The sequence below is a fragment of the Marinobacter denitrificans genome, assembly GCF_008795955.1.
In the GTDB taxonomy this organism is placed as follows: domain Bacteria; phylum Pseudomonadota; class Gammaproteobacteria; order Pseudomonadales; family Oleiphilaceae; genus Marinobacter; species Marinobacter denitrificans.
Map to the genome: position 1 here is coordinate 1 of NZ_VMHN01000008.1, position 22,881 is coordinate 22,881.

The 22,881-nt window shown below is 55.3% G+C and carries 19 protein-coding genes; 11 read left to right on the plus strand and 8 right to left on the minus strand.

Going from position 1 to position 22,881, the window contains the following annotated elements:
- Positions 1 to 196, plus strand: a 196-nt coding sequence (locus tag FO268_RS23045) for a hypothetical protein (protein WP_225316834.1), incomplete at its 5' end; no start/stop codon positions are given.
- 154 nt (positions 197 to 350) lie between these two features.
- Here FO268_RS23045 and pssA read toward each other — a convergent pair.
- The 4 genes from pssA to FO268_RS17785 form a co-directional block, all read right to left on the minus strand.
- Positions 351 to 1,202 carry a CDP-diacylglycerol--serine O-phosphatidyltransferase gene (gene pssA, locus FO268_RS17770; protein WP_150994581.1) on the minus strand — a complete coding sequence of 284 codons (852 nt, stop codon included), beginning with the start codon at positions 1,200 to 1,202 and terminating at the stop codon, positions 351 to 353.
- A 90-nt stretch (positions 1,203 to 1,292) separates the two neighbouring features.
- Complete coding sequence (gene ilvC, locus FO268_RS17775; protein ID WP_150994582.1) at positions 1,293 to 2,309, minus strand: ketol-acid reductoisomerase; 1,017 nt, start codon at positions 2,307 to 2,309, stop codon at positions 1,293 to 1,295.
- Positions 2,310 to 2,378: 69 nt separating this feature from the next.
- Complete coding sequence (gene ilvN / locus FO268_RS17780) at positions 2,379 to 2,870, minus strand: acetolactate synthase small subunit (RefSeq protein WP_137437935.1); 492 nt, start codon at positions 2,868 to 2,870, stop codon at positions 2,379 to 2,381.
- Between the two features lie 2 nt (positions 2,871 to 2,872).
- On the minus strand, positions 2,873 to 4,591 hold the full coding sequence (locus FO268_RS17785) for an acetolactate synthase 3 large subunit (protein ID WP_150994583.1): 1,719 nt from the start codon (positions 4,589 to 4,591) through the stop codon (positions 2,873 to 2,875).
- Between the two features lie 497 nt (positions 4,592 to 5,088).
- On the opposite strand from FO268_RS17785, the gene FO268_RS17790 reads away from it, so the two are divergent.
- Positions 5,089 to 5,547, plus strand: a complete 459-nt coding sequence (locus tag FO268_RS17790) for a DUF4124 domain-containing protein (protein ID WP_150994584.1) — start codon at positions 5,089 to 5,091, stop codon at positions 5,545 to 5,547.
- A gap of 76 nt (positions 5,548 to 5,623) precedes the next feature.
- Here the strand turns inward: FO268_RS17790 and clpB are convergent, their stop codons facing one another.
- From clpB to rluD, 3 genes are all read right to left on the minus strand, one after another.
- On the minus strand, positions 5,624 to 8,200 hold the full coding sequence (gene clpB / locus FO268_RS17795; RefSeq protein WP_150994585.1) for an ATP-dependent chaperone ClpB: 2,577 nt from the start codon (positions 8,198 to 8,200) through the stop codon (positions 5,624 to 5,626).
- Between the two features lie 143 nt (positions 8,201 to 8,343).
- Positions 8,344 to 9,084 (minus strand): peptidoglycan editing factor PgeF, encoded by a 741-nt coding sequence (gene pgeF / locus FO268_RS17800; RefSeq protein WP_150994586.1) that lies wholly within the window; start codon positions 9,082 to 9,084, stop codon positions 8,344 to 8,346.
- The gene (gene rluD, locus FO268_RS17805; RefSeq protein ID WP_150994587.1) at positions 9,074 to 10,051 is read right to left on the minus strand and encodes a 23S rRNA pseudouridine(1911/1915/1917) synthase RluD; all 978 of its coding nucleotides are present in this window, start codon (positions 10,049 to 10,051) and stop codon (positions 9,074 to 9,076) included. Before rluD ends, pgeF begins: the two co-directional genes overlap by 11 nt.
- Positions 10,052 to 10,189: 138 nt before the next feature.
- On the opposite strand from rluD, the gene FO268_RS17810 reads away from it, so the two are divergent.
- Positions 10,190 to 11,023, plus strand: coding sequence for an outer membrane protein assembly factor BamD (locus FO268_RS17810; protein WP_150994588.1), 834 nt, complete (start codon positions 10,190 to 10,192; stop codon positions 11,021 to 11,023).
- On the opposite strand, the gene FO268_RS17815 is transcribed toward FO268_RS17810, so the two are convergent.
- Positions 11,024 to 12,688 carry an NAD+ synthase gene (locus FO268_RS17815; RefSeq protein ID WP_150994589.1) on the minus strand — a complete coding sequence of 555 codons (1,665 nt, stop codon included), beginning with the start codon at positions 12,686 to 12,688 and terminating at the stop codon, positions 11,024 to 11,026.
- A gap of 85 nt (positions 12,689 to 12,773) precedes the next feature.
- Here FO268_RS17815 and FO268_RS17820 point away from each other — a divergent pair, with 85 nt between their 5' ends.
- The 8 genes from FO268_RS17820 (at position 12,774) to FO268_RS17855 (ending at position 22,824) form a co-directional block, all read left to right on the plus strand.
- Complete coding sequence (locus tag FO268_RS17820; protein ID WP_150994590.1) at positions 12,774 to 14,423, plus strand: sensor histidine kinase; 1,650 nt, start codon at positions 12,774 to 12,776, stop codon at positions 14,421 to 14,423.
- Positions 14,424 to 14,476: 53 nt separating this feature from the next.
- Positions 14,477 to 15,865 (plus strand): sigma-54-dependent transcriptional regulator, encoded by a 1,389-nt coding sequence (locus FO268_RS17825; RefSeq protein WP_150994591.1) that lies wholly within the window; start codon positions 14,477 to 14,479, stop codon positions 15,863 to 15,865.
- Positions 15,866 to 15,987: 122 nt separating this feature from the next.
- Entirely contained in the window at positions 15,988 to 16,560 is a 573-nt protein-coding gene (locus FO268_RS23350) for a GspH/FimT family pseudopilin (RefSeq protein WP_150994707.1), read from the plus strand.
- A gap of 160 nt (positions 16,561 to 16,720) precedes the next feature.
- A complete protein-coding gene (locus tag FO268_RS17835) occupies positions 16,721 to 17,203 on the plus strand; it encodes a GspH/FimT family pseudopilin (RefSeq protein ID WP_150994592.1) in 483 nt (160 codons plus the stop codon).
- Positions 17,200 to 17,703, plus strand: a complete 504-nt coding sequence (pilV, locus tag FO268_RS17840; protein ID WP_191966991.1) for a type IV pilus modification protein PilV — start codon at positions 17,200 to 17,202, stop codon at positions 17,701 to 17,703. Before FO268_RS17835 ends, pilV begins: the two co-directional genes overlap by 4 nt.
- A gap of 2 nt (positions 17,704 to 17,705) precedes the next feature.
- Positions 17,706 to 18,833 carry a PilW family protein gene (locus FO268_RS17845; protein ID WP_150994594.1) on the plus strand — a complete coding sequence of 376 codons (1,128 nt, stop codon included), beginning with the start codon at positions 17,706 to 17,708 and terminating at the stop codon, positions 18,831 to 18,833.
- Positions 18,833 to 19,342, plus strand: a complete 510-nt coding sequence (locus FO268_RS17850; protein ID WP_225316843.1) for a pilus assembly PilX family protein — start codon at positions 18,833 to 18,835, stop codon at positions 19,340 to 19,342. The genes FO268_RS17845 and FO268_RS17850 overlap by 1 nt, the downstream gene beginning before the upstream one ends.
- A 74-nt stretch (positions 19,343 to 19,416) precedes the next feature.
- The gene (locus tag FO268_RS17855; protein ID WP_150994596.1) at positions 19,417 to 22,824 is read left to right on the plus strand and encodes a pilus assembly protein; all 3,408 of its coding nucleotides are present in this window, start codon (positions 19,417 to 19,419) and stop codon (positions 22,822 to 22,824) included.
- Positions 22,825 to 22,881 lie beyond the last annotated feature (57 nt).

Here is a 22,881-nt window from a genome sequence, read left to right on the forward strand (position 1 = left end):
GATATTTCGTATCCGAAATACCTCGGCCAGCGCCCACACGAATTACTTGGTCAACTTTTTAAAGAGCGTTCGGGGCTTGCCCGATCAAGGTGGCGTATTCTACATCGAATCACCGCCTTGTCAACCGTTTATTTTGGCTCCGATTCAAAACCGGAAAATTGCCAACCAATTCAAACGGTTGCCTTTCAATTTCTGACCCGCCTCAGTGGCGTGTCCCTCGAAAGAGATGCGCATTCTACAGAGCCCTGCGCATGTGTCAACGAGCTTAACCAACTATTTTTACTCTATCTCGGTTTGCACCTACAGCGCTGCTCAAATCGCATCCAGAATGCTCACTTTTCATACCAGATTCACGCAGACTGGCCCGAGGAACGACGCGACTTTCTGAACAAAGCCAAAACCGGACCCGACAACGCGTAACCCAGAAACCCGGTAAACAGCACAGTGGCCGGATCAAGTGCAACCACTACAAAGATGAGGACCACCAGAAGAATCGCGGCGAACGGTACCCGCCCCCGCATATCCAGATCCTTGAAGCTTTTATAAAGGATATTGCTCACCATCAGCACGCCACAACCGCCGACCACAATGATCGTCATCAACGTCAGCCAGCTTGCGGGTTCCACGAGGTGGAAACACCACACCAACCCGGCGACACACGCCGCCGCAGCAGGACTGGGCAGCCCCACGAAAAACTTTTTGTCTACGGAGCCGATCTGCGTATTGAAGCGCGCCAGCCGCAGCGCGGCACCGGCGACGTAGATAAACGTAATGGCCCAACCGACCTGGCCAAGATTATTTAAAGACCAGAAGAACGCCACCAACCCAGGCGCCACACCGAAAGCGACCATATCAGCCAGGCTGTCGTATTCCTCGCCGAACTTGCTCTGGGTATTAGTAAGCCTCGCCACCCGACCATCGAGGCCATCAAGAATCATTGAGACAAAAATGGCAATGGCCGCGTTATCAAACACGCCGTTGGCGGCCGACACAATTGCATAGAAGCCAGAGAACAGCGATGCCGTTGTCAGCGCGTTCGGCAACAGATAAATCCCCTTCCGACGAACCGGGGCACCCTCAACAAGCTCCTCCTCGACAACCTCTCCTGTCTCCAGGTCAAACTCCTGGTCTTTGGAGTCATTCTGCTCCTGGGCCGCTTTTGTTTCAGTGGCCGCATTAACCTGCTTCTTTTCGTCACTCATTCCTGTCACTCCAGAAAGCATTTAAGCGGAGTATATACGAAAAACGCGGCCTCCCGGGCCGCGTTTTTCAAACAAGTCCGGAGTACCGGATCAGTTTTTCTCTTTGTCTACAATCTTGTTTGCAGAGATCCAGGGCATCATGGAGCGCAATTTCTCACCTACGGTCTCGATCTGATGTTCGGCATTGATGCGACGACGAGCCGTCATGGACGGGTAGTTGCTGCTACCTTCCTGGATAAACATCTTGGCGTACTCACCGGTCTGGATGCGCTTCAATGCATTGCGCATGGCTTCACGGGACTGCTCGTTGATGATCTCGGGGCCAGTAACGTACTCACCATACTCCGCGTTGTTGGAGATGGAGTAGTTCATGTTGGCGATGCCACCTTCATACATCAGGTCAACAATCAGCTTGAGCTCGTGCAGGCACTCGAAATAAGCCATTTCCGGTTCATAACCGCCGTCCACCAGTGTTTCGAAAGCGGCCTTGACCAGCTCAACGGTACCACCACACAGAACAGCCTGCTCACCGAACAGGTCGGTTTCAGTCTCATCCTTGAAGGTGGTTTCAATGATTCCCGTACGCCCACCGCCGATGCCGCTCGCGTAGGACAGAGCGAGGTTCTTGGCATTGCCGGACGCGTCCTGGAAGATCGCAATCAGATCAGGAATACCGCCGCCACGAGTGAATTCTGTGCGTACGGTGTGGCCCGGCGCCTTGGGCGCGACCATGATTACGTCCAGGTCTTTGCGCGGTACGATCTGGTTATAGTGGATCGAAAAGCCGTGAGCAAACGCCAGTGTAGCGCCCTGCTTCAGGTTCGGCTCAATCTCCGCGCTGTAAAGCTGCGCCTGGAACTCGTCCGGCGTCAGTACCATTACCACGTCAGCAGCAGCAACGGCAGCCGGTACGTCGCTGGTTTTAAGACCGTAGGCTTCCGCCTTGGCAATGGAAGATGAACCCGGGCGTAGACCAACAGTCACATCAACACCGGACTCTTTCAGGTTGCACGCATGAGCGTGGCCCTGTGAGCCAAAACCGATGATGGCAACTTTCTTGCCCTGGATGATGGAAAGGTCGCAATCTTTATCGTAGTAAACCTGCATGTATAACCTCTATATATTGTTTAGTGGCCTGTTCCTGGCCGACATTGTACAGAATGATGTTAACGCCTGTTACAGGCTTAATACCTTCTCGCCACGGGCAATACCGGAAACACCGCTGCGAACGACCTCAAGCACCCCCGAGGTCCCTACCGCCTGGATAAAGCCATCCAGCTTTTCACTATTACCGGCCAGCTGGACGGTATAGACAGAGCTGGTGACATCCACGATCTGGCCGCGAAAGATATCAACGGTGCGCTTGATCTCGGCTCGCTGCGACCCGGTTGCCTTGAGCTTGACCAACATCAGCTCCCGCTCGATGTGTGCCCCTTCGGTCAGATCTACCAGCTTGACCACCTCGATCAGCTTGTTGAGCTGCTTGGTAATTTGCTCGATGACCTTGTCGGAACCGGTGGTGGTTACCGTCAGGCGTGACAGGGTCTCGTCCTCGGTCGGCGCAACCGTCAGCGTCTCGATGTTGTAGTTGCGCTGTGAGAACAGCCCCACTACACGGGACAGGGCTCCAGGTTCGTTCTCAAGCAAAACAGAAATGATTCGACGCATAATCAGACCCTCTCCGTCTTGCTCAGCCACATGTCCTTCATTGAGCCGCGCGCCACCTGCATCGGGTAGACGTGCTCAAACCGGTCGACGTAGATATCAACGAATACCAGCTGATCTTTCATCGCCAGCACTTCTTTCAGCTTCGATTCCAGATCTTCCTTGCGATCAATGCGGACACCAACATGGCCATAGGCTTCCGCCAGCTTGACGAAGTCCGGCAGAGAACCCATGTAAGACTCGGAATGGCGGGACTCATAGTTCATGTCCTGCCACTGCTTGACCATGCCAAGCGCCTGGTTGTTCAGGTTGATGATCTTCACCGGCAGGTTGTACTGCTTACAGGTAGACAGTTCCTGTATATTCATCTGGATACTGCCCTCACCGGTAATGCAGAGCACCTCATCGTCCGGGTGCGTCAGCTTGACGCCCATGGCGGCCGGCAAGCCAAAGCCCATGGTGCCCAGGCCGCCGGAGTTGATCCAGCGATTGGGCCTGTCAAACTTGTAGTACTGAGCCGCAAACATCTGGTGCTGCCCCACGTCAGAGGTCACAAACGCCTCGCCGTTGGTTAACCGCCAGAGCGCTTCCACGACCTCCTGCGGTTTGATGAGGTCCGGGCTGGTTTCATACCGCATGCCATGGAAAGCCCGCCATTCTTCAATCTGTTTCCACCAGGCGGCGATTGCCTCAGCATCCGGCTTTTCCTTGCTCTCCCTGACGAGGGTGATCATTTCCTTGAGCACAGCATCCACCGGACCCACGATGGGAACATCTGCATCGATGGTTTTGGAAATGGAAGCCGGGTCAATATCAATATGAACAATGCGGGCACCGGGACAGAACTTCTCGGTTGCGTTGGTCACCCGATCATCGAATCGCGCGCCTACACACAGGATCAGATCCGAGTGATGCATGGCCATGTTGGACTCGTAAGTACCATGCATGCCCAGCCAGCCAAGGTGCTGTTTGTCAGAAGCCGGGTAGCAACCAATGCCCATCAGAGTATTGGTAATCGGATAACCCAGCATCCTGACCAGTTCGGTCAGCTGGTCAGTCGCCTTGCCAAGAATGACACCGCCGCCGGCATAGATAATGGGGCGCTTGGCCGCCATCAGCATATCCACAGCTTTCTTGATCTGACCTGCATGGCCGCGGATGGCCGGGTTGTACGAGCGAAGCTTCACCTTTTTCGGGAACACATACTCGTAACGCTCATTCGGCGTGGTCATATCCTTGGGGATATCGACCACTACCGGGCCGGGGCGACCGGTTGCGGCGATATAATAGGCTTTACGGATGATTTCCGGAATTTCCTCCGGATGACGCACACTCAGGTTGTGTTTCACAACGGGACGGGAGACGCCGATCATATCGGTCTCCTGGAATGCATCTTCACCAATGAGGGTTGATGCGACCTGACCACACAGCACCACCATGGGAATGGAATCCATGAATGCGGTGGCAATGCCGGTAATGGTATTGGTGGCTCCAGGACCCGAGGTGACCAGTACGGTACCCGGTAAGCCGGTAGCACGGGCGTAACCGTCGGCCATATGGACCGCAGCCTGCTCGTGACGCACCAGAATGTGCTTGACCTTATCCTGCCTGAACAACGCATCATAAATATGCAGCGCTGCACCACCCGGATAGCCATATATGTATTCGATCCCTTCATCTTGCAGGGACCGGATCAGCATATCGGCGCCAGACAATAACTCCACGATGTTCTACCCTCTTCTACGAGTGAATGAGCCGGGAAGCGTCCCGGTTGCCTGGATGTCCGGGCATGAAGCTTCTTGTGAAAGCTTAACCGGATATTCCGCCACACCAGCTGTTAAGAGGTTGTCTCCTGGCCAGCCGCCCTCCTGAGGGTTGCGGAGAACGGCCAATCAACGGGTTGCACGTAAGCAACAACCAGTCCGCGACCTGCGCGGGGCATTCAGTGTGGTAATTAACGGGGGATACTCGCACGGGATTGCCTGCCGTATTGACCCCAGTCTTCAGGCAATCTGCAATTTTGACAGCGCTGAACTCCCTGTCAATAGCGACGGCCGTATTCTCTGCCCCTACCCGACAAAGGTCCGCCATTCTTTGTGCAAGTATTTGAACCAGACTCAAGAAAGTTAGCTTTATAAATGGCATGATAAACATAGGCTAGACAGAGATGGTGCTGTTTAAAGCAGTACTCCGATAAGGCTAACGCGGAATGAGTAGAGGCATGAACAGAAAAATTCTAACCCTGGCAGTACTTCTGGTTGCGGCACCGGCGATTTCCTCGGCTGCCTCCGTCTATAAATGGACCGATGAGAACGGGGTTACGCACTTCGGCGATCGCCAACCAAGCGGACAACAGTCAGAGCCGGTCAGCATACGAACCGGGAAACGATCAGAGAGCAACCGTCAGAGCCCACAGGAACAGGTCAAAGCTCTGGAAGAACGGGAAGCCGAACAAGCCGAGCGGCAGGAAGAGAGCGCCGCGGAACAGGCACGTCGCAAGCAACGGGAAGCCAATTGCGAAACCGCTCGCAGTAACCTGAGCATCTTGAAGCGCAACAGCCGGATACGTGTGGAAGAGGATGGTGAGCAGCGCTATCTGTCAGAGGAGGAAATTGAAGAACAGCGCACGAAGTTTGAGGAGATAGCCGACGAGAATTGCGGCGGGCCCTCTGAAGAATGAGCGCAGCAATCACAGCGTACGTGAACGCCCGAAAAGAAAGGCGGAGCATATTGCTCCGCCTTTGCCGGTTTAAGCGTCAGGCCCTGGAAAACTCCAGAGCATGGTCCTTGACCGTCCCGCGAATGGTATCCCCGGACTGGAAATCGCCCTGAAGCAGCCTTTGGGCCAGCGGATTCTCGATCATGCGCTGGATCGCACGCTTGAGCGGGCGGGCCCCATAAACCGGGTCGTAGCCCACTTCCGCAAGCAACTCCATCGCAGCATCGTCCAGTTCCAGCTTCATGTCCTGCTCTTTCAGACGCTTGCTGAGGATTTCAATCTGAATCTTCGCAATGCCCTGAATCTGGCTCTCCGCCAGCGGATGGAACACGACCACTTCATCCACGCGGTTGATGAACTCCGGCCTGAAGTGAGTGCCCACTACCTCCATAACCGCTGACTTCATGGATTCGTAGTTCTCTTCGCCAGCTTTCTGCTGGATGATGTCGGACCCCAGGTTGGAGGTCATAACGATGACCGTGTTCCGGAAGTCCACGGTTCTGCCCTGGCCGTCGGTCAGGCGACCATCTTCCAGCACCTGCAACAGTATATTGAATACATCCGGATGCGCCTTCTCGACCTCGTCCAGCAACAATACAGAATACGGCCGGCGACGAACGGCTTCAGTCAGATAGCCACCTTCCTCATAGCCCACGTAGCCGGGAGGCGCACCGATCAGGCGGGCAACGGAGTGCTTCTCCATGAACTCGGACATGTCAATTCGAACCATTGCCTCTTCCGTATCAAACAGGAATGAGGCCAGCGCCTTGCAAAGCTCGGTCTTACCCACACCCGTCGGCCCAAGGAAAAGGAAGGAGCCGTTCGGACGATGAGGGTCTGAAAGCCCTGCGCGGGAACGTCTTACGGCGTTGGATACGGCTTCAACGGCTTCGGCCTGACCGATTACCCGACCATGGAGGGCGTCTTCCATACGCATGAGTTTGTCACGCTCGCCTTCCAGCATCTTCGACACCGGTATACCGGTCCACTTGGAGACTACCTCGGCAATTTCCTCATCCGTCACGCGGTTACGGAGCAGCGTCATTTCCATCATTTCCGCCTGGCTTGCCATATCCAGCTGGCGCTCCAGCTCCGGAATCTGGCCGTACTGCAACTCCGACATGCGGCCGAGGTCGCCCGCTCGACGGGCATTCTCAAGATCTATCCTTGCCTGCTCCAACTGGCTCTTGATCTTCTGGGAACCGTGCAATGCGGCCTTTTCGGTATTCCAGACCTCTTCCAGGTCTGCGTATTCACGCTCGACACCGGTAATCACATCCGAAAGCTCTGAAAGTCGCTTTTTGGATGCTGCATCGGTTTCTTTTTTCAAAGCCTCCCGCTCGATTTTCAACTGGATGAGGCGGCGCTCCAGGCGGTCCAGGGCCTCCGGCTTGGAGTCCATTTCCATGCGGATCTGGCTGGCAGCCTCATCCACCAGGTCAATGGCCTTGTCCGGCAACTGGCGATCAGCAATATAACGGTGGGAAAGCTTGGCAGCCGCGATGATCGCCCCGTCTGTCACTTCTACGCCGTGGTGGACTTCGTAACGCTCCTTGAGCCCACGGAGTATCGCGATGGTATCTTCCTCATTGGGCTCGGAGACCAACACCTTCTGGAAGCGGCGCTCAAGGGCTGCGTCCTTTTCAATATTCTCACGGTACTCATCCAGAGTGGTCGCGCCCACGCAATGCAACTCACCCCGAGCCAGCGCGGGCTTGAGCATATTACCGGCGTCCATGGAACCTTCGGCTTTGCCAGCGCCGACGACGGTATGAATTTCATCGATAAACAGGATGATCTGCCCTTCCTGCTTGGCCAGTTCATTGAGTACGGCTTTCAGGCGCTCTTCGAAATCACCACGGAACTTGGCACCCGCGATCAACGACCCCATGTCCAGGGACAGAACACGCTTGTTCTTGAGCCCTTCCGGCACTTCGCCATTCACGATGCGCTGAGCCAGCCCCTCCACAATGGCAGTCTTGCCCACACCAGGTTCGCCAATAAGGACCGGGTTGTTCTTTCGGCGACGCTGAAGCACCTGAATGGTTCGGCGGATTTCATCATCACGGCCAATCACCGGGTCCAGCTTGCCGGCTTCGGCGCGCTCGGTAAGATCAATGGTGTACTTGGAAAGGGCCTGCCGGTTCTCTTCCGCAGAGGGGTCATCGACGGACTCACCCCCGCGCACGTCATCGATAGCGCTTTCCAGTGAGGCTTTATCCACACCTTGCTCGCGCAAGATACGCCCGAGCGCGCCACGATCATCCAGGGCCGCCAGCAGCATCAGCTCGCTGGAAATAAACTGGTCGCCTCGCTTCTGAGCGAGCTTGTCGGCAATATTGAACAGCCGGCCCATATCGTTAGACATGGACACATCGCCGGCCGAGCCCCGCACTTCCGGCAAATTTTCGATTTCCTGGGCCACCGCCTGACGGATTCGACCGGGCTCCGCGCCGGCCTGCTTCAGCAAAGGCTTGATGGAGCTGCCCTGCTGGTCCATCAGCGCCTGCATAAGGTGAAGGGGTTCGATAAAGTTATGATCCTTGCCTACTGCAAGGGACTGGGCATCCGCCAGTGCGGTTTGCAGTTTGCTGGTCAGCTTGTCGATTCTCATAGTCTGGTCTTCCCCGATGTCTGTCGTGCGGCCGGGCGGGCGTTCCCGCCGGCGGCAATTCCTCTGCTTTGACAGTTAATGTAGGGGCGATTGGCAGGACTTCAAGCGCACACAGGCAAGAAGTGTCAGAAAATTGACGGGCATCATGAAATGTAGATCAGGCTCGCCATCCTCCCGGTCTGGCCGTCCCGTCGGTAAGAGAAGAAGCGCTCACTGTCGGTAACCGTGCAAAACCCGCCACCGTAGACCTGGAGAACACCGGCAGCTGCCAGCCTTTGGCGGGCCAACTCATACAGATCAGCCAGGTAACGCCCGGAGTGCCGGGGGCTGGGCACAAAAGCCACCGCCGCCTGGGGGTCGTGCAGGAGAAAGGCTTCTCTCACCTCGGCACCCACCTCAAACTGATCGGGACCTATGGCTGGCCCCAACCAGGCAAGGACACCCGCGGGATTACCCAGGTGCTCTACGGTTCGCTCAAGAACGCCGTCACACAGCCCGCGCCAGCCGGCGTGGGCGGCGGCCACCCGGCCGGCCGGATCGCAGAACAACACGGGCAGACAGTCCGCCGTCATTACCGCACACACAACTCCAGGCTGGCTGGTGACGCTCGCGTCGGCCGCAACCTCCCCTGCCTGAGGCAGTAATGCGACACTGGTGCCATGGACCTGTTTCAGCCATCCGAAGGACCGGGCACCGGGTTCAGCCCATTGCCTGAGCAGTGCACGATTCTTCACAACATCCTCATGCTTATCCCCCACATGGGCGCCAAGGTTCAGCGAATGCCAGGGGGGCTTGCTTATCCCTCCGCCCCTTGTCGTAGATGCCGCTTGTACCCAGGAAGGTGCTGGCCAGTCGGGGACAATCAGTGGCAACTCAGAAGTCATTGCTCTCCAGATCCTTAACGTGCTTGCGAAGCGCTGCAAGCAACGTTTCCATATCCTCGGGCAGAGGGACTTCCCAACTCATCAGCTCTCCAGTACTGGGATGCTCCAGCGTCAACTGCCGGGCATGGAGCGCCTGACGTTGAAATCCTGCCAATACATCGCGCAACTCATCCGTGGTCCCCTTGGGGAGCCGAAGCCGTCCCCCATATTGGGGGTCACCAACCAACGGATGCTTTACATGTGCCATATGGACCCGAATCTGATGCGTGCGCCCACTTTCAAGCTTGCACCGTACATGGGTATGAGCAGCGAAGCGCTCTATCAGGCGATAATGGGTAACCGCGGGCTTGCCAGTCGGGACCACCGCCATTTTCTTACGCTCGCGCGGGTGGCGGCCAATCGGCGCGTCCACCGTCGCGCCTCCGGTCAGAGTGCCCACTACGATGGCCTCGTACTCTCGTCCCATGGTACGGGTTTGCAGCTGGTCAACCAGTGATGTGTGGGCGATCAGGCTGCGCGCCACCACCATGATTCCGGACGTATCCTTGTCGAGACGATGAACAATGCCAGCTCTCGGCAGGTTTTCCACTTCCGGGGCATGGTTGAGCAAGGCGTTAACCAGGGTGCCGTCAGCATGGCCCGCGGCGGGATGGACAACCAGGCCTGCCGGCTTGTTGATCACCAGCAGGTGCTCGTCTTCATAGACAATATCCAGGGAAATCGATTCCGCCTGCCAACTGACTTGCGCCTCTGGCTCCGCATCCAGTTCAAGCTTGTCCCCCAACATGACTTTGTCGCGGGGCTTGCAGGCCTTCCCGTTCACCGTCAGCGCCCCGCTTTTGATCCAGCCCTGTAGTCGTGATCGGGAATGCTCCGGCATCAGCTCCGCCGCCGCCTGGTCCAGACGGCGGTCGCTGTATTCCGGCGGAACAGAGAAGCTGGCAATAATACGGTTATCAGATGACATTAAGCCCCCGGGGCCGGTGATGAGTGTTACGTTTGAGTCAGAATTTTCCAATCGTTCGCGAGTGCCACTGCACAAGGGAGCAGATCCCCGTTACAATGGCCCACCATTCGAATTTTCGCCATTATACGGGATTCCGGCATGAGATCAGTTGTTCGATTACTGCTAGTGACTACCGCAGCGCTTATGATCGGTGCGTGCGCTTCCAACAAGCAGGAAGAAGTATTGCCGGAAGAAACCTATTACGAGAATGCCCGGGAAGCAATGAACTCGGGCAACTTTAACGAGGCTGAACGCAACCTCGATTTCCTTGAGACCTACTATCCGTTCGGCCGCTATGCAGAACAGGCCCAACTGGACCTGATCTATGCGCGGTACCAGAACCTGGACCTGGAGGGTGCGCGTGCGGCGGCTGATCGCTTCCTGCGCCTGAACCCACAAAGTGACCACGCTGATTACGCGCTCTATATGCGCGGTCTGGCATCCTACAATCTGGACATAGGCCTTGCGGCCAGATACTTCCCGATTGATGTTGCGGCAAGGGACCCGGGTGAGCAGCGCCAAGCCTTCCGCGACTTCTCTGAACTGCTTAACCGTTACCCGTCCAGCGAATACGCCCCGGATGCCCGCCAGCGCATGATTGCCATCCGGAACCGCCTGGCTGAGCTGGAGCTCTTTGCCGCCCGCTACTACATCAGCCGCGAAGCCTATATTGCTGCCAATAACCGGGCTCGTTTTATTGTGGAGAACTACTCCACCACACCCTCCGTGGAAGAAGCGCTGATCATTATGGCCGAGACTTTCCGCTTCATGGACCTCAAAAAAGCGTCGGCCGATGCGGTCGCCATGCTGGAGGATAACTTCCCGGACAGCGCCGCGTTCAATGAGGATGGCGAGTTTCAGGCCGATGTCCTCAAGCGCAAGGATCGCTCCCTGTCCAGTGTAGTCACCTTCGGCCTGATGGGTGATGAATAATCAGTTGCCGCTTTTCCAGCCATTGGTGATGGGATAGCGGCGGTCCTTACCGAACCCTCGCTCGGTAATCCGCACACCGATCGGTGCCTGCCTGCGCTTGTACTCGTTGATGTCGACCAGACGCACGACCCTGTCCACATCCGCACGGTCAAAGCCCTGGGCAACGATAGCGTCTGCGCTCAGATCACGTTCTACGTAGAGGTTCAGTATCTGGTCGAGCACGTCGTAACCCGGCAGACTGTCCTCGTCTTTCTGATCCGGCGCCAGTTCTGCTGACGGTGGCCGCGTGATAACTCGTTCAGGGATAACCTGCGAAACACTGTTGCGGTACCAGGCAAGACGGAACACAAGGGTTTTCGGAACATCCTTGAGTACATCAAACCCACCGGCCATATCCCCGTACAACGTCGAGTACCCCACCGCCATCTCGCTTTTATTGCCGGTTGTCAGCACTAGTGAGCCAAACTTGTTGGACAGTGACATCAGTAGCACGCCCCGCAGTCTCGCCTGCAGGTTTTCCTCGGTGGTATCCGGCCTGGTGCCTTCGAACGGGGCAGCCAGGGTTTCCATGAAGGCATCGTACATGGGCTCAATGGAGAACACATCGTACTGAACGCCAAGAGCAACCGCTTCCGCCTCTGCGTCTTCAATACTCATGCCAGAGGTGTACCGGAAAGGCATCATCACTGCCCGCACCCTGTCGGCACCCAGCGCATCAACCGCGATGGCCACCGTCACTGCAGAGTCAATGCCACCCGACAGCCCAAGAACGACTGACTTGAATCCGTTCTTGTTGACGTAATCCCTCACCCCCAGCACCAGTGCCTTGTAGACATTCTCTTCCAGAGACGGCTCGGTGATAGCGGGCTGGGTGATCGGCTGGCAATGGTGCTCGCAGATGAACTCCACCGGATAGAGCCCCTCGCTGAACTGAGGTGCTTCTGCCGCAAGAGCACCTGAATGGTCATACACCATTGAGCCTCCGTCGAAGACCAACTCATCTTGACCACCAACCAGATTCACATAGGCGATACTGACCCGGTTCTCGCACGCCTTTCGCTCGATCAGTGCCTTGCGACGATTCTGCTTATCAATGTCGTAGGGTGAGGCATTCAGGTTGATGATGAGTTTCGCACCCGCTGCGGCGGCATCTTCCACCGGCCCATCGCTCCAGATGTCTTCACACACCGTGACACCTACAGGTACTCCCCGGATATCCATCACCAGAATGCCTGCGCCATCGGCGAAGTAGCGCTTCTCATCGAAGACCTGATAGTTGGGCGGAAACCGCTTGAAATAGCGGCCCGTCACCTCCCCGCCATCAATAACCAGGGCGGCGTTATACAGCAGCGCGCCTTCCCTCACCGGCGCCCCTATGACAATAGCAGGGCCAAGATTGGCATCACGCAGGGACTGCAGCGCTTCGGCAATACGCACATCCATGCTTGGACGCAGCAGAAGATCCTCTGGCGGATATCCGGTAAGGCACAGTTCCGGAAATACCACCAGATCTGCCTGATGGTCAGCGCCCGCACGCCTGGTAGCCTCAATCACCTTGTCGGTATTGCCGGGGATATCGCCCACCAGAAAATCAAGCTGGGCCATAACCACTCTCAGCTTTCCAGGCCCCTGGGCACCGGGCGACTGATCCTTTTGCACGGACATAACGCAGCTCCTGTAACTCATTGCCATTAAAAGGCTATTATAACCCCGCAGAGAAAAAGAATTCTTCCGGGATACCCATCAGATTATGGCAAAAACATCGGCAACGGATCTTCAGGCCCCCACTGACGCCCCTCCGGCCAGACAGATGGGCAGGTTGTTCCGTATCTACAACCATTACAGAGTAGTTGTCAGCATTATCCTGGTAGCCCTGCTGTTTGTTGACCCGATCAATTTTGATTCCAGCTTTCGGGCAACAGATTATTACCAGGCCGGCGTCGTCACCTATCTGGCCATTAACGGCTTTATCGGGTTGATCATGCTCGCCGGCTTCCAACCGCAAAGTCGGCATATCACCATCTCGATACTGATGGACATCCTGATTCTCCACGCCCTTCTGTTCACCAGTACAGGTATCACCAACGGTCTAGCCAATCTGGTGATCGTCTCTGTGGCCGCCGGAAATATCCTGACGCCAACCAGAATTGGCACTTTCTATGCCGCGCTTGGCGCGATCTGTTCCCTCAGCATTTCCACCTGGTCCGTTGTGGTATTGGGCGACTCGGCCGATGAGATCGTCCGGGCGGGCTCGCTGGGCATCCTCTACTTCGCAGCAGCCTTTATACTGCAGTACGTTTCCCGACGCATGTTGCACAGCGAGGCTCTTGCCAGCTCCCGGGCCCGAAGCATTGCCGAGCTCGAACAGATCAATCGCCAGATCATTCAGCGCATGCGCACGGGAATTCTTGTTCTGGACCGGTTCGGGCATATCCGCCTTGCCAATGCCGCGGCAGAAGAACTGCTTTTTGGTATCTCCGGTGAAGACTCCAGCCCCCAACCCAGCCGGGGACGAAACCTGCCCCAGCCACTGCGCTTGGGCCTTGAGACGTGGCTGAAAGACCCCAGACGCAGAACCGACCCTTTTCAGGCCACACCAACTTCGCCCATGGTGCAGGTGAACTTTACCCAGCTTGACCAGCAGCGGGGCGACCAGATCCTGGTGTTCATTGATGACATGAGCAAAGTGACGCAGCAGGCCCAACAGATGAAACTGGCCTCCCTGGGCCGGCTCACAGCCGGCATCGCCCACGAAATCCGCAATCCGCTGGGCGCCATCAGTCACGCGTCCCAGCTTATGGGGGAATCTCCCAACCTCGATAATGGCGATCGTAAAATGCTGGATATCATTGAACGCCACTCCCGCAGGGTCAACGGCATCATTGAAAACGTTCTGGACCTCTCCCGGCGCCGTGTCGCCAACTCCGACCTCGTTGATGTGAGTCACTGGCTTTCAGCGTTTCGTGACGATTACCTCCAGACCCAGGATAATGAACAGCAGCCACCTGCTCATATCACGTTGCGAGCAGAACCCAGCCTGCCCCAGGCCCGCTTCGATGTGAGCCAGATCGAGCAGGTGATGGTGAACCTCTGCGACAACGGACTGCGCTACAGCGAGCAGGCTACCGGCGAACGCAGGATCGAACTTTACGCCGGAGCCACGGCTGACGGTGAGAGAACCTACGTGGACGTGCGTGACTTTGGCCCCGGCATCGCCCCGGAGCATCGGACTTCTGTTTTTGAGCCCTTTTTCACAACTGACAAAAGCGGGACGGGTCTTGGTCTTTATCTGGCACGAGAACTGTGCGAGGCTAACCAGGCTCACCTGTCCCTGGTAGATAACAACCAATCCGGCTGTTGTTTCCGCATTACATTTGCCCACCACGGGCGAATGATATGACCCATCCGGAAGCCCGGTAGCCTGAGCAACCATATGGAACCCACAACAATCCAATGACCACTCACACAGCGCTGATCGTAGACGACGAACCCGATATCCGGGATCTTCTGGAAATCACACTGACCCGAATGGGTATTCACACGCTGACCGCGCCGGATATCACCAGTGCGAAAAAACTTCTGGGTGAGTACCGTCCCCAACTCTGCCTCACGGACATGAACCTGCCGGACGGCAATGGTATAGAGCTGGTGCAGTGGATCCAGCACCACACGCCCTGCACCCCGGTGGCTGTCATCACCGCCTACGGCAATATGGATACAGCAATAGAATCCCTTAAGGCCGGCGCGTTCGACTTTGTCTCCAAGCCTGTTGAGCTGCCGCGTCTGCGGGAACTCGTTAATAGCGCCCTGAAACTCTCAGATGCGGAATCCGATGCCGAAACCGCCTCCGATGAGCCGGGCCTGTTACTGGGCAACTCCGCTGAAATCAAACGCCTCAGAAACCAGGTGCGCAAACTGGCCCGCAGCCAGGCTCCGGTTTTCATCAGTGGTGAATCGGGCAGCGGCAAAGAGCTTGTGGCCCGCATGATCCATTTGCAGGGCCCTCGCCGGGAGCATCCTTTCATTGCCGTAAACTGCGGTGCGATTCCTTCCGAGCTGATGGAAAGCGAGTTTTTCGGCCACAAGAAAGGCAGCTTTACCGGTGCCGTGGATAACAAGGACGGCCTGTTCCGATCGGCGGATGGTGGCACACTGTTCCTCGATGAAGTTGCTGACCTGCCATTGGCCATGCAGGTAAAACTGTTAAGAGCCATTCAGGAGAAGGCTGTCCGGCCAGTGGGTGATACCAAGGAAGTGCCTGTGGACATTCGCCTGCTCAGCGCCACCCATAAAGACTTGCCCGGACTTGTCCAGGAAGGGAATTTTCGCCAAGATCTGTTCTACCGCATCAATGTCATCGAGCTGCCGGTACCGGCACTGAGGGACAGGCCAGATGATATCAGCCTGCTTGCGGGGCATATTCTTGAACGCATCGCCCGCGAGTACGAGTGCGAGCCGGCAGCGCTGACACCCGATGCTATCGACCGGCTGAGAGATTATGACTTCCCCGGCAACGTTCGCGAGCTGGAAAACATTCTCGAGCGTGCGTTTACGCTCTGCGATGCCGACCTGATTGGGCCGGAGGATCTTCACATCGGCAATGGCCCGGCGCCCGCCGGGCTATCAGGTGCAGGCAATACAGGAATGTCCTCCTCCGGCCAGGAGGCAATGACCTTGCCCGAAGGCGAAATTGATCTGGAAAACTACCTGGAGTCCATTGAGCGGCAGGCCATTGAGAAAGCCCTTGAGGCGACCCGCTGGAACAAGACGGCTGCAGCCAAGCGGCTGGGGATTAGTTTCCGGGCGTTGAGGTATCGGTTGAAGAAGTTGGGGATGGAGTGATCACCATCCCAAAAATTGTCCTCAACAATATGCAAGAAACCATTTTCGGGTAAAATTTCAGACGCTTTTCTACAGGACGTAAAAAAGCAACCAACCCGAGAAACTGACATGGACGTTCTGCTATGCACCTTCCCAATAACACCAGAGGATTTACTCTGGTTGAGCTTATTTTTACACTAGCACTTACGGCAATGCTTGCTGGAATCGCCAGTACATCTTGGACTCAGTTGGTGTCCACTACCCGCCACACTGGCATTGTTAACGACACCCACAGGATGTTTGCCGTGGCTCGATCCTACGCTGTCCATCAGCGAATTCTCACCACCATCTGCCCCCTTTCCGAAGCACTCACATGCACTGATGACTGGAACAATCCAGTATCTATTTTTCCGGACAGAAATAATGATAAGCGCCCGGATAACGGTCGCGTACATCGAGTCTTCAAACTCACAAACGGCCGCTCCAAACTTTACTCGAGGACCGCAGGCAGAGGTTATTTTCAGTTGTCTTCCAATGGAATGAGCCACGGCACGATGGGAAGTCTTATCGCCTGCTCAGCCTCTGGCGATGGCAATGTAAGAATGAGTTACCTGGCCCTTAACATCGGTGGTCGAGTAAGGACGCTCCATGATGAAGACGGTGACGGCAATATCCAGCTCCCCTGGGGGACAACGCTGACCTGCCCGCAATCGTGAATGAAAAAACACCCGATAATTAACGCTTCAGCGCGACGCAATTCACAAAATCAAAACCGGAATACCGCCTATACCCGATCTTCGACCGTTCATCGAGTACCCAATGCGCACTATTGATACTTCTGATTTACTATCCTGAGGCTTACCAACAGGACATGGCATGTTGAAAAGAAGCGCAGGTTTCACACTCCTAGAATTAATAATCACAATGGCGATCCTCGCGATCATTGCAGCGGTCGCAGTACCAGGCTTCGGCAGATTAATCGAAAGCAACAGGCTGGTAACAGGTACTAACCTGCTAGTGTCTTCAATCAAGCTTGCGAGAACAGAAGCCATCAAACGCGGCACCAACGTCACCTTCAGTTCTGATGGTGGACTGGGCAGTGGCTGGTGCGTGCATGAAGGAGGTGCAGCCGGAGATTGTGCGAACAACCAGATTCGTGGATTCGAATCACCGCGTAATCTTACGTTCACGGAATCGGTTGGCGACCTGGTGTTTGATCGACGCGGATTTCTCGTACCGCAAGCGGCCCAAACCTTCACAATTGCTCCCGATGGTTGTGCCAGTGGTGATATTTCGTTCCGGGTAATTCGTGTGAGCCCGGTCGGACGAACTGAAGTTGACGACGGAGTATGCCCGTGATCCCAGCAATTGCTCTGACCATGAGACGGCAACCGCGCTCAGTTGGCTTGGAACAGCAGTCAGGCCTCGGCCTGATCGAGATTCTTATCACGGTCCTTGTTCTTGGCATTGGAATACTGGGCGTAGCTTCCACTCAGGTGGTTTCCCTACAAATGAACGCCCAATCCCAGAGCCGGAGCCAGGCCGTTCTACTCGCCGAAGACATCCTGGACCGAATTCGCGCGAATTCTGACAACTTCGATGACTATGCGTTGGCCCAGGGCAATGCTCAGGGCGCTGATGGCGGCGAATGCGATACCTCATTCGCTCCGGCCAACGCGACGGTAGCAGCAAACGATATCGCCGCCTGGGAAAATAGCCTTGCATGCCTGCTCCCGGAAGCCCAGCGCACCGTTGCGGTCTCCATGAACGTCAACAACCTGATTATCGCTACGGTTACGATTGACTGGGACCAGAACGACCAGTCTATGAACCCTGTAGTATTAAGAACCGAGATTTGATCATGTCAAAGTCCAGTTCCTTCTTTTCTTGTGATGCAGGCCGACAGTCTAATCAATCGGGCCTTTCGATGGTTGAACTGCTGATTGCGACGGCGCTCGGCCTTTTACTCACCCTTGGGGTAACCCAGATCTATCTGAGCGGCAACGAGACTTACCGACAGACCCAAGGGTTGGCCCATGCACAGGAGAGCACTCGCTTTGTCTCGGCCGTTTTAAGCCCTGATCTCCGGACCGCCGGCAGCTTTGGGTGTATTGCAGAGATGGGAATGTCTCTCGATCAAGTGGTTGATAACCGATTGAACGGTGGTCTGATAGTTCCCTTAACACAAGCACTTCAGGGTTGGGAGTACACGGGCACAGGTCCAGGTGACAGCGTCACTCTTGCCAGCGCACTCGCCACACCGGGTGCAGGAAACTGGGCCTCAGGCACCGCCGGTGCAAATCTTCCTGCAGAGCTTGTCGGCTCTGTGATCACCAACTCCGATGTAATCATTGTCAATGCCATGACACCACTTGGCGTACCGGTAGACGCCGCCAACCCTCAGAATGGGAACAGTATTAACCTGGCTGGCAACTCAGGCGTAGGGGCAAACAGAATCATCCTTGCAACGCTCGGTGATTGTTCCGAAGGTGAGCTCTTCCAGAAGAGCAACAATACGAACTCCAGTTCCATCACCATGGCAGGCAACAATGTCACTCCAGGAAACAACGGCAACAATTTCAATCTGGCTTATGAGCCTCAGAGCCGGGCTTATGAGTTCACCTCCATGGCGTTTTACATCGGCCAAGGCACCAACGGCGAGCCGGCCTTATTCCGTAGGTTGATGATCCCCCTTCAACCCCCTCAGGAACTGGTCTCTGGCGTTGAGACGCTGCAGATTCTCTACGGCGAGAACTCTGCTGGAACTAACGCGGCTGACGACTACCTCCCGGCAGACGAGGTAACGGACTGGGAGGACATCGTAAGCGTTCGATTCTCAGTGATGACTCGGAGTCCTGACGAAGTGCTGGAAAATGAAAACACCCGCAGCTTCGATATGCTTGGCAGTGAGGTCACACAGGCCAATGGTGGAGACCGCCGTGTTCGGCTGATATCCGTCGGTACAACTGCATTAAGAGCGAGAATGTGATGAAGACAACCTTTAGGCCAATGACCTATATCGGACCTAGCTCCCTCGAGCAATCTCAACGGGGTGCAACGCTAATTATAGCCCTGGTCATGTTGCTGCTGATTTCACTGTTAGCTATTGGAGGCATGCAGGGCTCACTGATGCAAGAGCGCATGGCTAGCAGCGCCCACGACGGGGCAATCTCGTTTCAAGCCTCAGAAACGGCTTTGCGGCAGGGTGAGAATGACATCCTCAACACCCTGCCGACCCGCCTGTCCGCTTTCGGCGAAGCTCAGCTTGCTACCCCGTGGGGGTGGGATGGCAACAACCCTGTCAGCTCTGGGACGGGAGATGCGGGACCGAACGTCAGTGCCCAACCGGTCTACCATCTGGCGCGCTTGGCGGATGTTTGCCCAATTGAACCGGGGCAGCCCTGCTTTGAACGCTACGTGACCACAGCAAGAGCTCAAGGGGGCAGTGATGAGGCAGTCACTGTTCTACAAACAACGGTTTTGCTACCACCATATTAAACGTCGATTTCTTATGAAATCCGCTGTTCTAAAACCTTCATCCTGAATTGCCAGCTCCAAATGGAGAGTTCGCCATGAAAGCACTTAAGACAAAAGCGCACACGCGCTCCTACTTCAAAAAACTGGGCACTTTCGGAGCCAGTCTTGTGGTGTCAATTTGCACAGTTCAGTCCGCGCTGGCACAGGTGAACCTGGCACAAGTACCACTATTTCTGAAAGAGTCCGTCGACTCAAACCTCGTATTTATCTATGACGATTCCGGGTCTATGGCATGGCGTTACATGCCAGATGACCTTAGCGGCCATGCTTCAAATCGATATTACTACTCCAGCCACGTAAACAAGGTTTACTACGACCCCTCGATAACCTATCAGCCCCCCTTCAAGGCAGATGGCAGTGGCCGCTATCCGAACTCAAGTTACACAAACGCATGGGTGAATGGCTTTAATCAGTCAGATGGCGCAGACGATTTGAGTACCTATATCCGGTTCGACCAGATTGGTAGCATTGAGGAAGGCTTTTATATGCAGTTCAACTCTTCGGAGAGTTGTGACACCGATCCCAGACAGGACAGCTGCTACACGCCGGTTTTGCTCAACAGCGCCTCAGCTGAAATCAAGCAAAATTATGCGAATTGGTTTTCCTACTACAGTACCCGGACCCTGGCGGCAAAATCCGGTATCACCGAAGCCTTCTTTGACCTACCGGAGAATATTCGAGTCGGGTATGGCGCTATTAACGTCAATAACACCACCATTGACGGCGTGGCTGACACAGACACCCTAGTAAGCGGTGTGCGCCCTTACACAGCCACTCGCCGCCAGCAGTTCCTGACCTGGTTGCATGACAAAAACGTAAATGGTGGCACCCCACTGAGAACAGCCCTGAAAGACGTCGGCAATTACTATTCCCGAACCGACAACCAAGGCCCATGGGGAGAAATTCCCGGGACCAATGACACAACCTCGCACATTGAATGCCGTCAGAGCTTCTCGATTCTCATGACCGATGGCATATGGAATGGCGGCGACCCTGGTGTTGGAAACGTAGACAATACATCAGGACCATCCTATACCAATCCAGATCCCGACGGGTCCGACTTTAACTATGCGGCTGAGTCGCCATTTGCAGACAATCACTCCAATACTCTGGCCGATGTCGCCATGAAGTACTGGAAGAACGACCTGCGCACAGACCTCGGAAACAAGGTTCCCGTCTCGTCAACCGACCCAGCGTTCTGGCAGCATATGACAACCTTCACGATTGGGTTAGGTGTAACAGGCGATATCAAGGAAGCAGATGCGCTTGCAGCGCTAGACCCAACGAACGAGATCACTATCAACTGGCCTGAACCCGGTGCAGATCGTAGCCCTCAGAATATCGACGACTTGCTGCACGCTGCGATCAATGGTCGAGGGGGCTACGCCAGCGCCCAGAACCCTAAAGAATTTGCGGATGAAATCAAGAGCTTCCTTGGCGATGTAATCGCACGATCGCAGACATCTGCCTCATCTGCAGCGGTCAGTTCAGCAGTCTTGCGGACGGACTCCCTAGGGTTCTTTGCCGGATTTCGTAGTGAAGACTGGTCCGGGACTTTGTCTGGCTACAGTTTCGAAGATGGCACAGAAATCTGGGACGCCGAGGAGATCCTTGCTCAAACGCTTCCGGAAAACCGTAAATTGATTACGCATAATGGTACCCAGGGTGTCGAGCTGGAGTTCGATTCTGCCAGTTCCCTCTCCGATCTTTCAGCGGCACAGCAGGACGCCCTGAATGCCGATCCAACACTGAACTCAACCCAGGACAACCTTGGGCATAATCGTATTTCCTGGCTCCACGGTGACAATAACGCTCACACGACACTTAGAAATCGTGAAGGGAAAGATGCCGGCGGCAACACAGTTCTCAGGCTTTTGGGCGACGTAATTAACGCAAACCCTCAATTCGTCGGTAAAACCAACTACGGTTTTGCTCGCCTTGAAGATCCAGCCGGCGACGACTATCTCACCTTTCGCTCTGGCCAGGATTACCAGGCCCGAGTCGATGCTCTTTATGTACCTGCCAATGACGGTATTCTTCACGCATTTGATAGTGAAACAGGAGAAGAACTCTTCGGGTACATACCCTCTGAGCTACTGTTGCCCTCCGACTCAAACAGTTATGCTCGCCTGTCGGAGTTAATGAAGCCCGATTATACTCACAGATATTTTATGGATGGCACGCCCAGAATTCAGGATGCCTACATAGACAAGGACGGAAACGGCACCAAAGAATGGCGCACAGTTCTTCTGGGCACGATGGGCAAAGGCGGTAAAACTGTCTTCGCGCTAGATATAACCGACCCCGAATCGTTTTCACCAGCAGACGATGTTCTTTGGGAGTTCCAGCATACCAACCTCGGTTATGGGGTCACCGATCCGCAGATAGCCTACCTCGAAAACGGAACCTGGGTAGCCCTTTTTGGCAACGGCTATAATGGTGCCAGTGGCCAGTCAAGCCTGTTCGTGGTAAATCTTGAAACCGGCACTCTTATAGAAGAGCTACAAACCGGTGCTGGCAACGTTTCAAACGCAAACGGCCTCGCCTCAGCTACAGTAACCAGCTTTCCGGAAACAGACGCCGTTACCCGTTATGCGTATGGTGGCGATTTGTTGGGCAATCTCTGGAGATTCGATCTCACCGGAAATAACACTTCTAGCTGGGACACCACCAGGGTTTTTACAACGGAAGGCCCTGCAGGCAATTCCCAGCCGATCACCGTGGCACCCAGAATTGCCCGCAATCCCAACAAAAAGGATGAGCTCGTGGCTGCATTTGGAACTGGCAGCTTCCTGCGTAATGGCGACGAAGGCGACTATGACATACAGAGCCTTTACGCCATTAAAGATGATTTGACGGCCATGGGCCTTGAAAGAGACGACCTTTTGCAGCAGTCCATCACCGAACAGGAAGACATTGTAGTCGCGAAAGAGTCTGGAAACGGCACCAATAGCTTTACCGTCCGGGACACCTCCAACAACCTTTTAAGCGATGAGAATGGTTGGTACCTCGACCTGGCCTACAATTCGATCAAAGAGGGAGAGCGTGTAATAAGCCGGGCAACCTTCCCGTTTGGAGTTAACCCTGATCGGGTCCGTTTTACAACTGTCATCCCGGACAGTGACCCGTGTGGCAGTGGTCGCACTGGTTTCATTATGGACCTGAAGCTCACTTCCGGCGCTCCCTCTGAGACTCCAGTATTTGACCTGAACAGCGATGGCACATTCAACGCTGGCGACATCACAGGAGGCTACGCGCCAAGCGGAATCAAAGTGGGCTATGGGGGTGAAAACCGTACCATGGCAACCAACGATGGCGATGCTGAAGTGTTGATACCGGGCTTGAATCCTAACCAACTTTCGGGGGATCCGTGTGAAGATGGCCTCTGCGCCCGTTCTCTCGACTCAAACATCGGACGCCAAACCTGGGAGCAGCTTCGTTAGAAGCTGCCACCTCAGCCTGAAACAGACTCCGCCCATTTATGTGAATAGCAGGAAAAA

Coding starts and splice junctions, on each gene's coding strand:
- pssA (WP_150994581.1), bottom strand. CDS start 1,202: ATGAGTGACGAAAAGAAGCAGGTTAATGCGGCCACTGAAACAAAAGCG.
- ilvC (WP_150994582.1), bottom strand. CDS start 2,309: ATGCAGGTTTACTACGATAAAGATTGCGACCTTTCCATCATCCAGGGC.
- ilvN (WP_137437935.1), bottom strand. CDS start 2,870: ATGCGTCGAATCATTTCTGTTTTGCTTGAGAACGAACCTGGAGCCCTG.
- FO268_RS17790 (WP_150994584.1), top strand. CDS start 5,089: ATGAACAGAAAAATTCTAACCCTGGCAGTACTTCTGGTTGCGGCACCG.
- clpB (WP_150994585.1), bottom strand. CDS start 8,200: ATGAGAATCGACAAGCTGACCAGCAAACTGCAAACCGCACTGGCGGAT.
- pgeF (WP_150994586.1), bottom strand. CDS start 9,084: ATGACTTCTGAGTTGCCACTGATTGTCCCCGACTGGCCAGCACCTTCC.
- rluD (WP_150994587.1), bottom strand. CDS start 10,051: ATGTCATCTGATAACCGTATTATTGCCAGCTTCTCTGTTCCGCCGGAA.
- FO268_RS17810 (WP_150994588.1), top strand. CDS start 10,190: ATGAGATCAGTTGTTCGATTACTGCTAGTGACTACCGCAGCGCTTATG.
- FO268_RS17815 (WP_150994589.1), bottom strand. CDS start 12,688: ATGTCCGTGCAAAAGGATCAGTCGCCCGGTGCCCAGGGGCCTGGAAAG.
- FO268_RS17820 (WP_150994590.1), top strand. CDS start 12,774: ATGGCAAAAACATCGGCAACGGATCTTCAGGCCCCCACTGACGCCCCT.
- FO268_RS17825 (WP_150994591.1), top strand. CDS start 14,477: ATGACCACTCACACAGCGCTGATCGTAGACGACGAACCCGATATCCGG.
- FO268_RS23350 (WP_150994707.1), top strand. CDS start 15,988: ATGCACCTTCCCAATAACACCAGAGGATTTACTCTGGTTGAGCTTATT.
- FO268_RS17835 (WP_150994592.1), top strand. CDS start 16,721: ATGTTGAAAAGAAGCGCAGGTTTCACACTCCTAGAATTAATAATCACA.
- FO268_RS17845 (WP_150994594.1), top strand. CDS start 17,706: ATGTCAAAGTCCAGTTCCTTCTTTTCTTGTGATGCAGGCCGACAGTCT.
- FO268_RS17850 (WP_225316843.1), top strand. CDS start 18,833: ATGAAGACAACCTTTAGGCCAATGACCTATATCGGACCTAGCTCCCTC.
- FO268_RS17855 (WP_150994596.1), top strand. CDS start 19,417: ATGAAAGCACTTAAGACAAAAGCGCACACGCGCTCCTACTTCAAAAAA.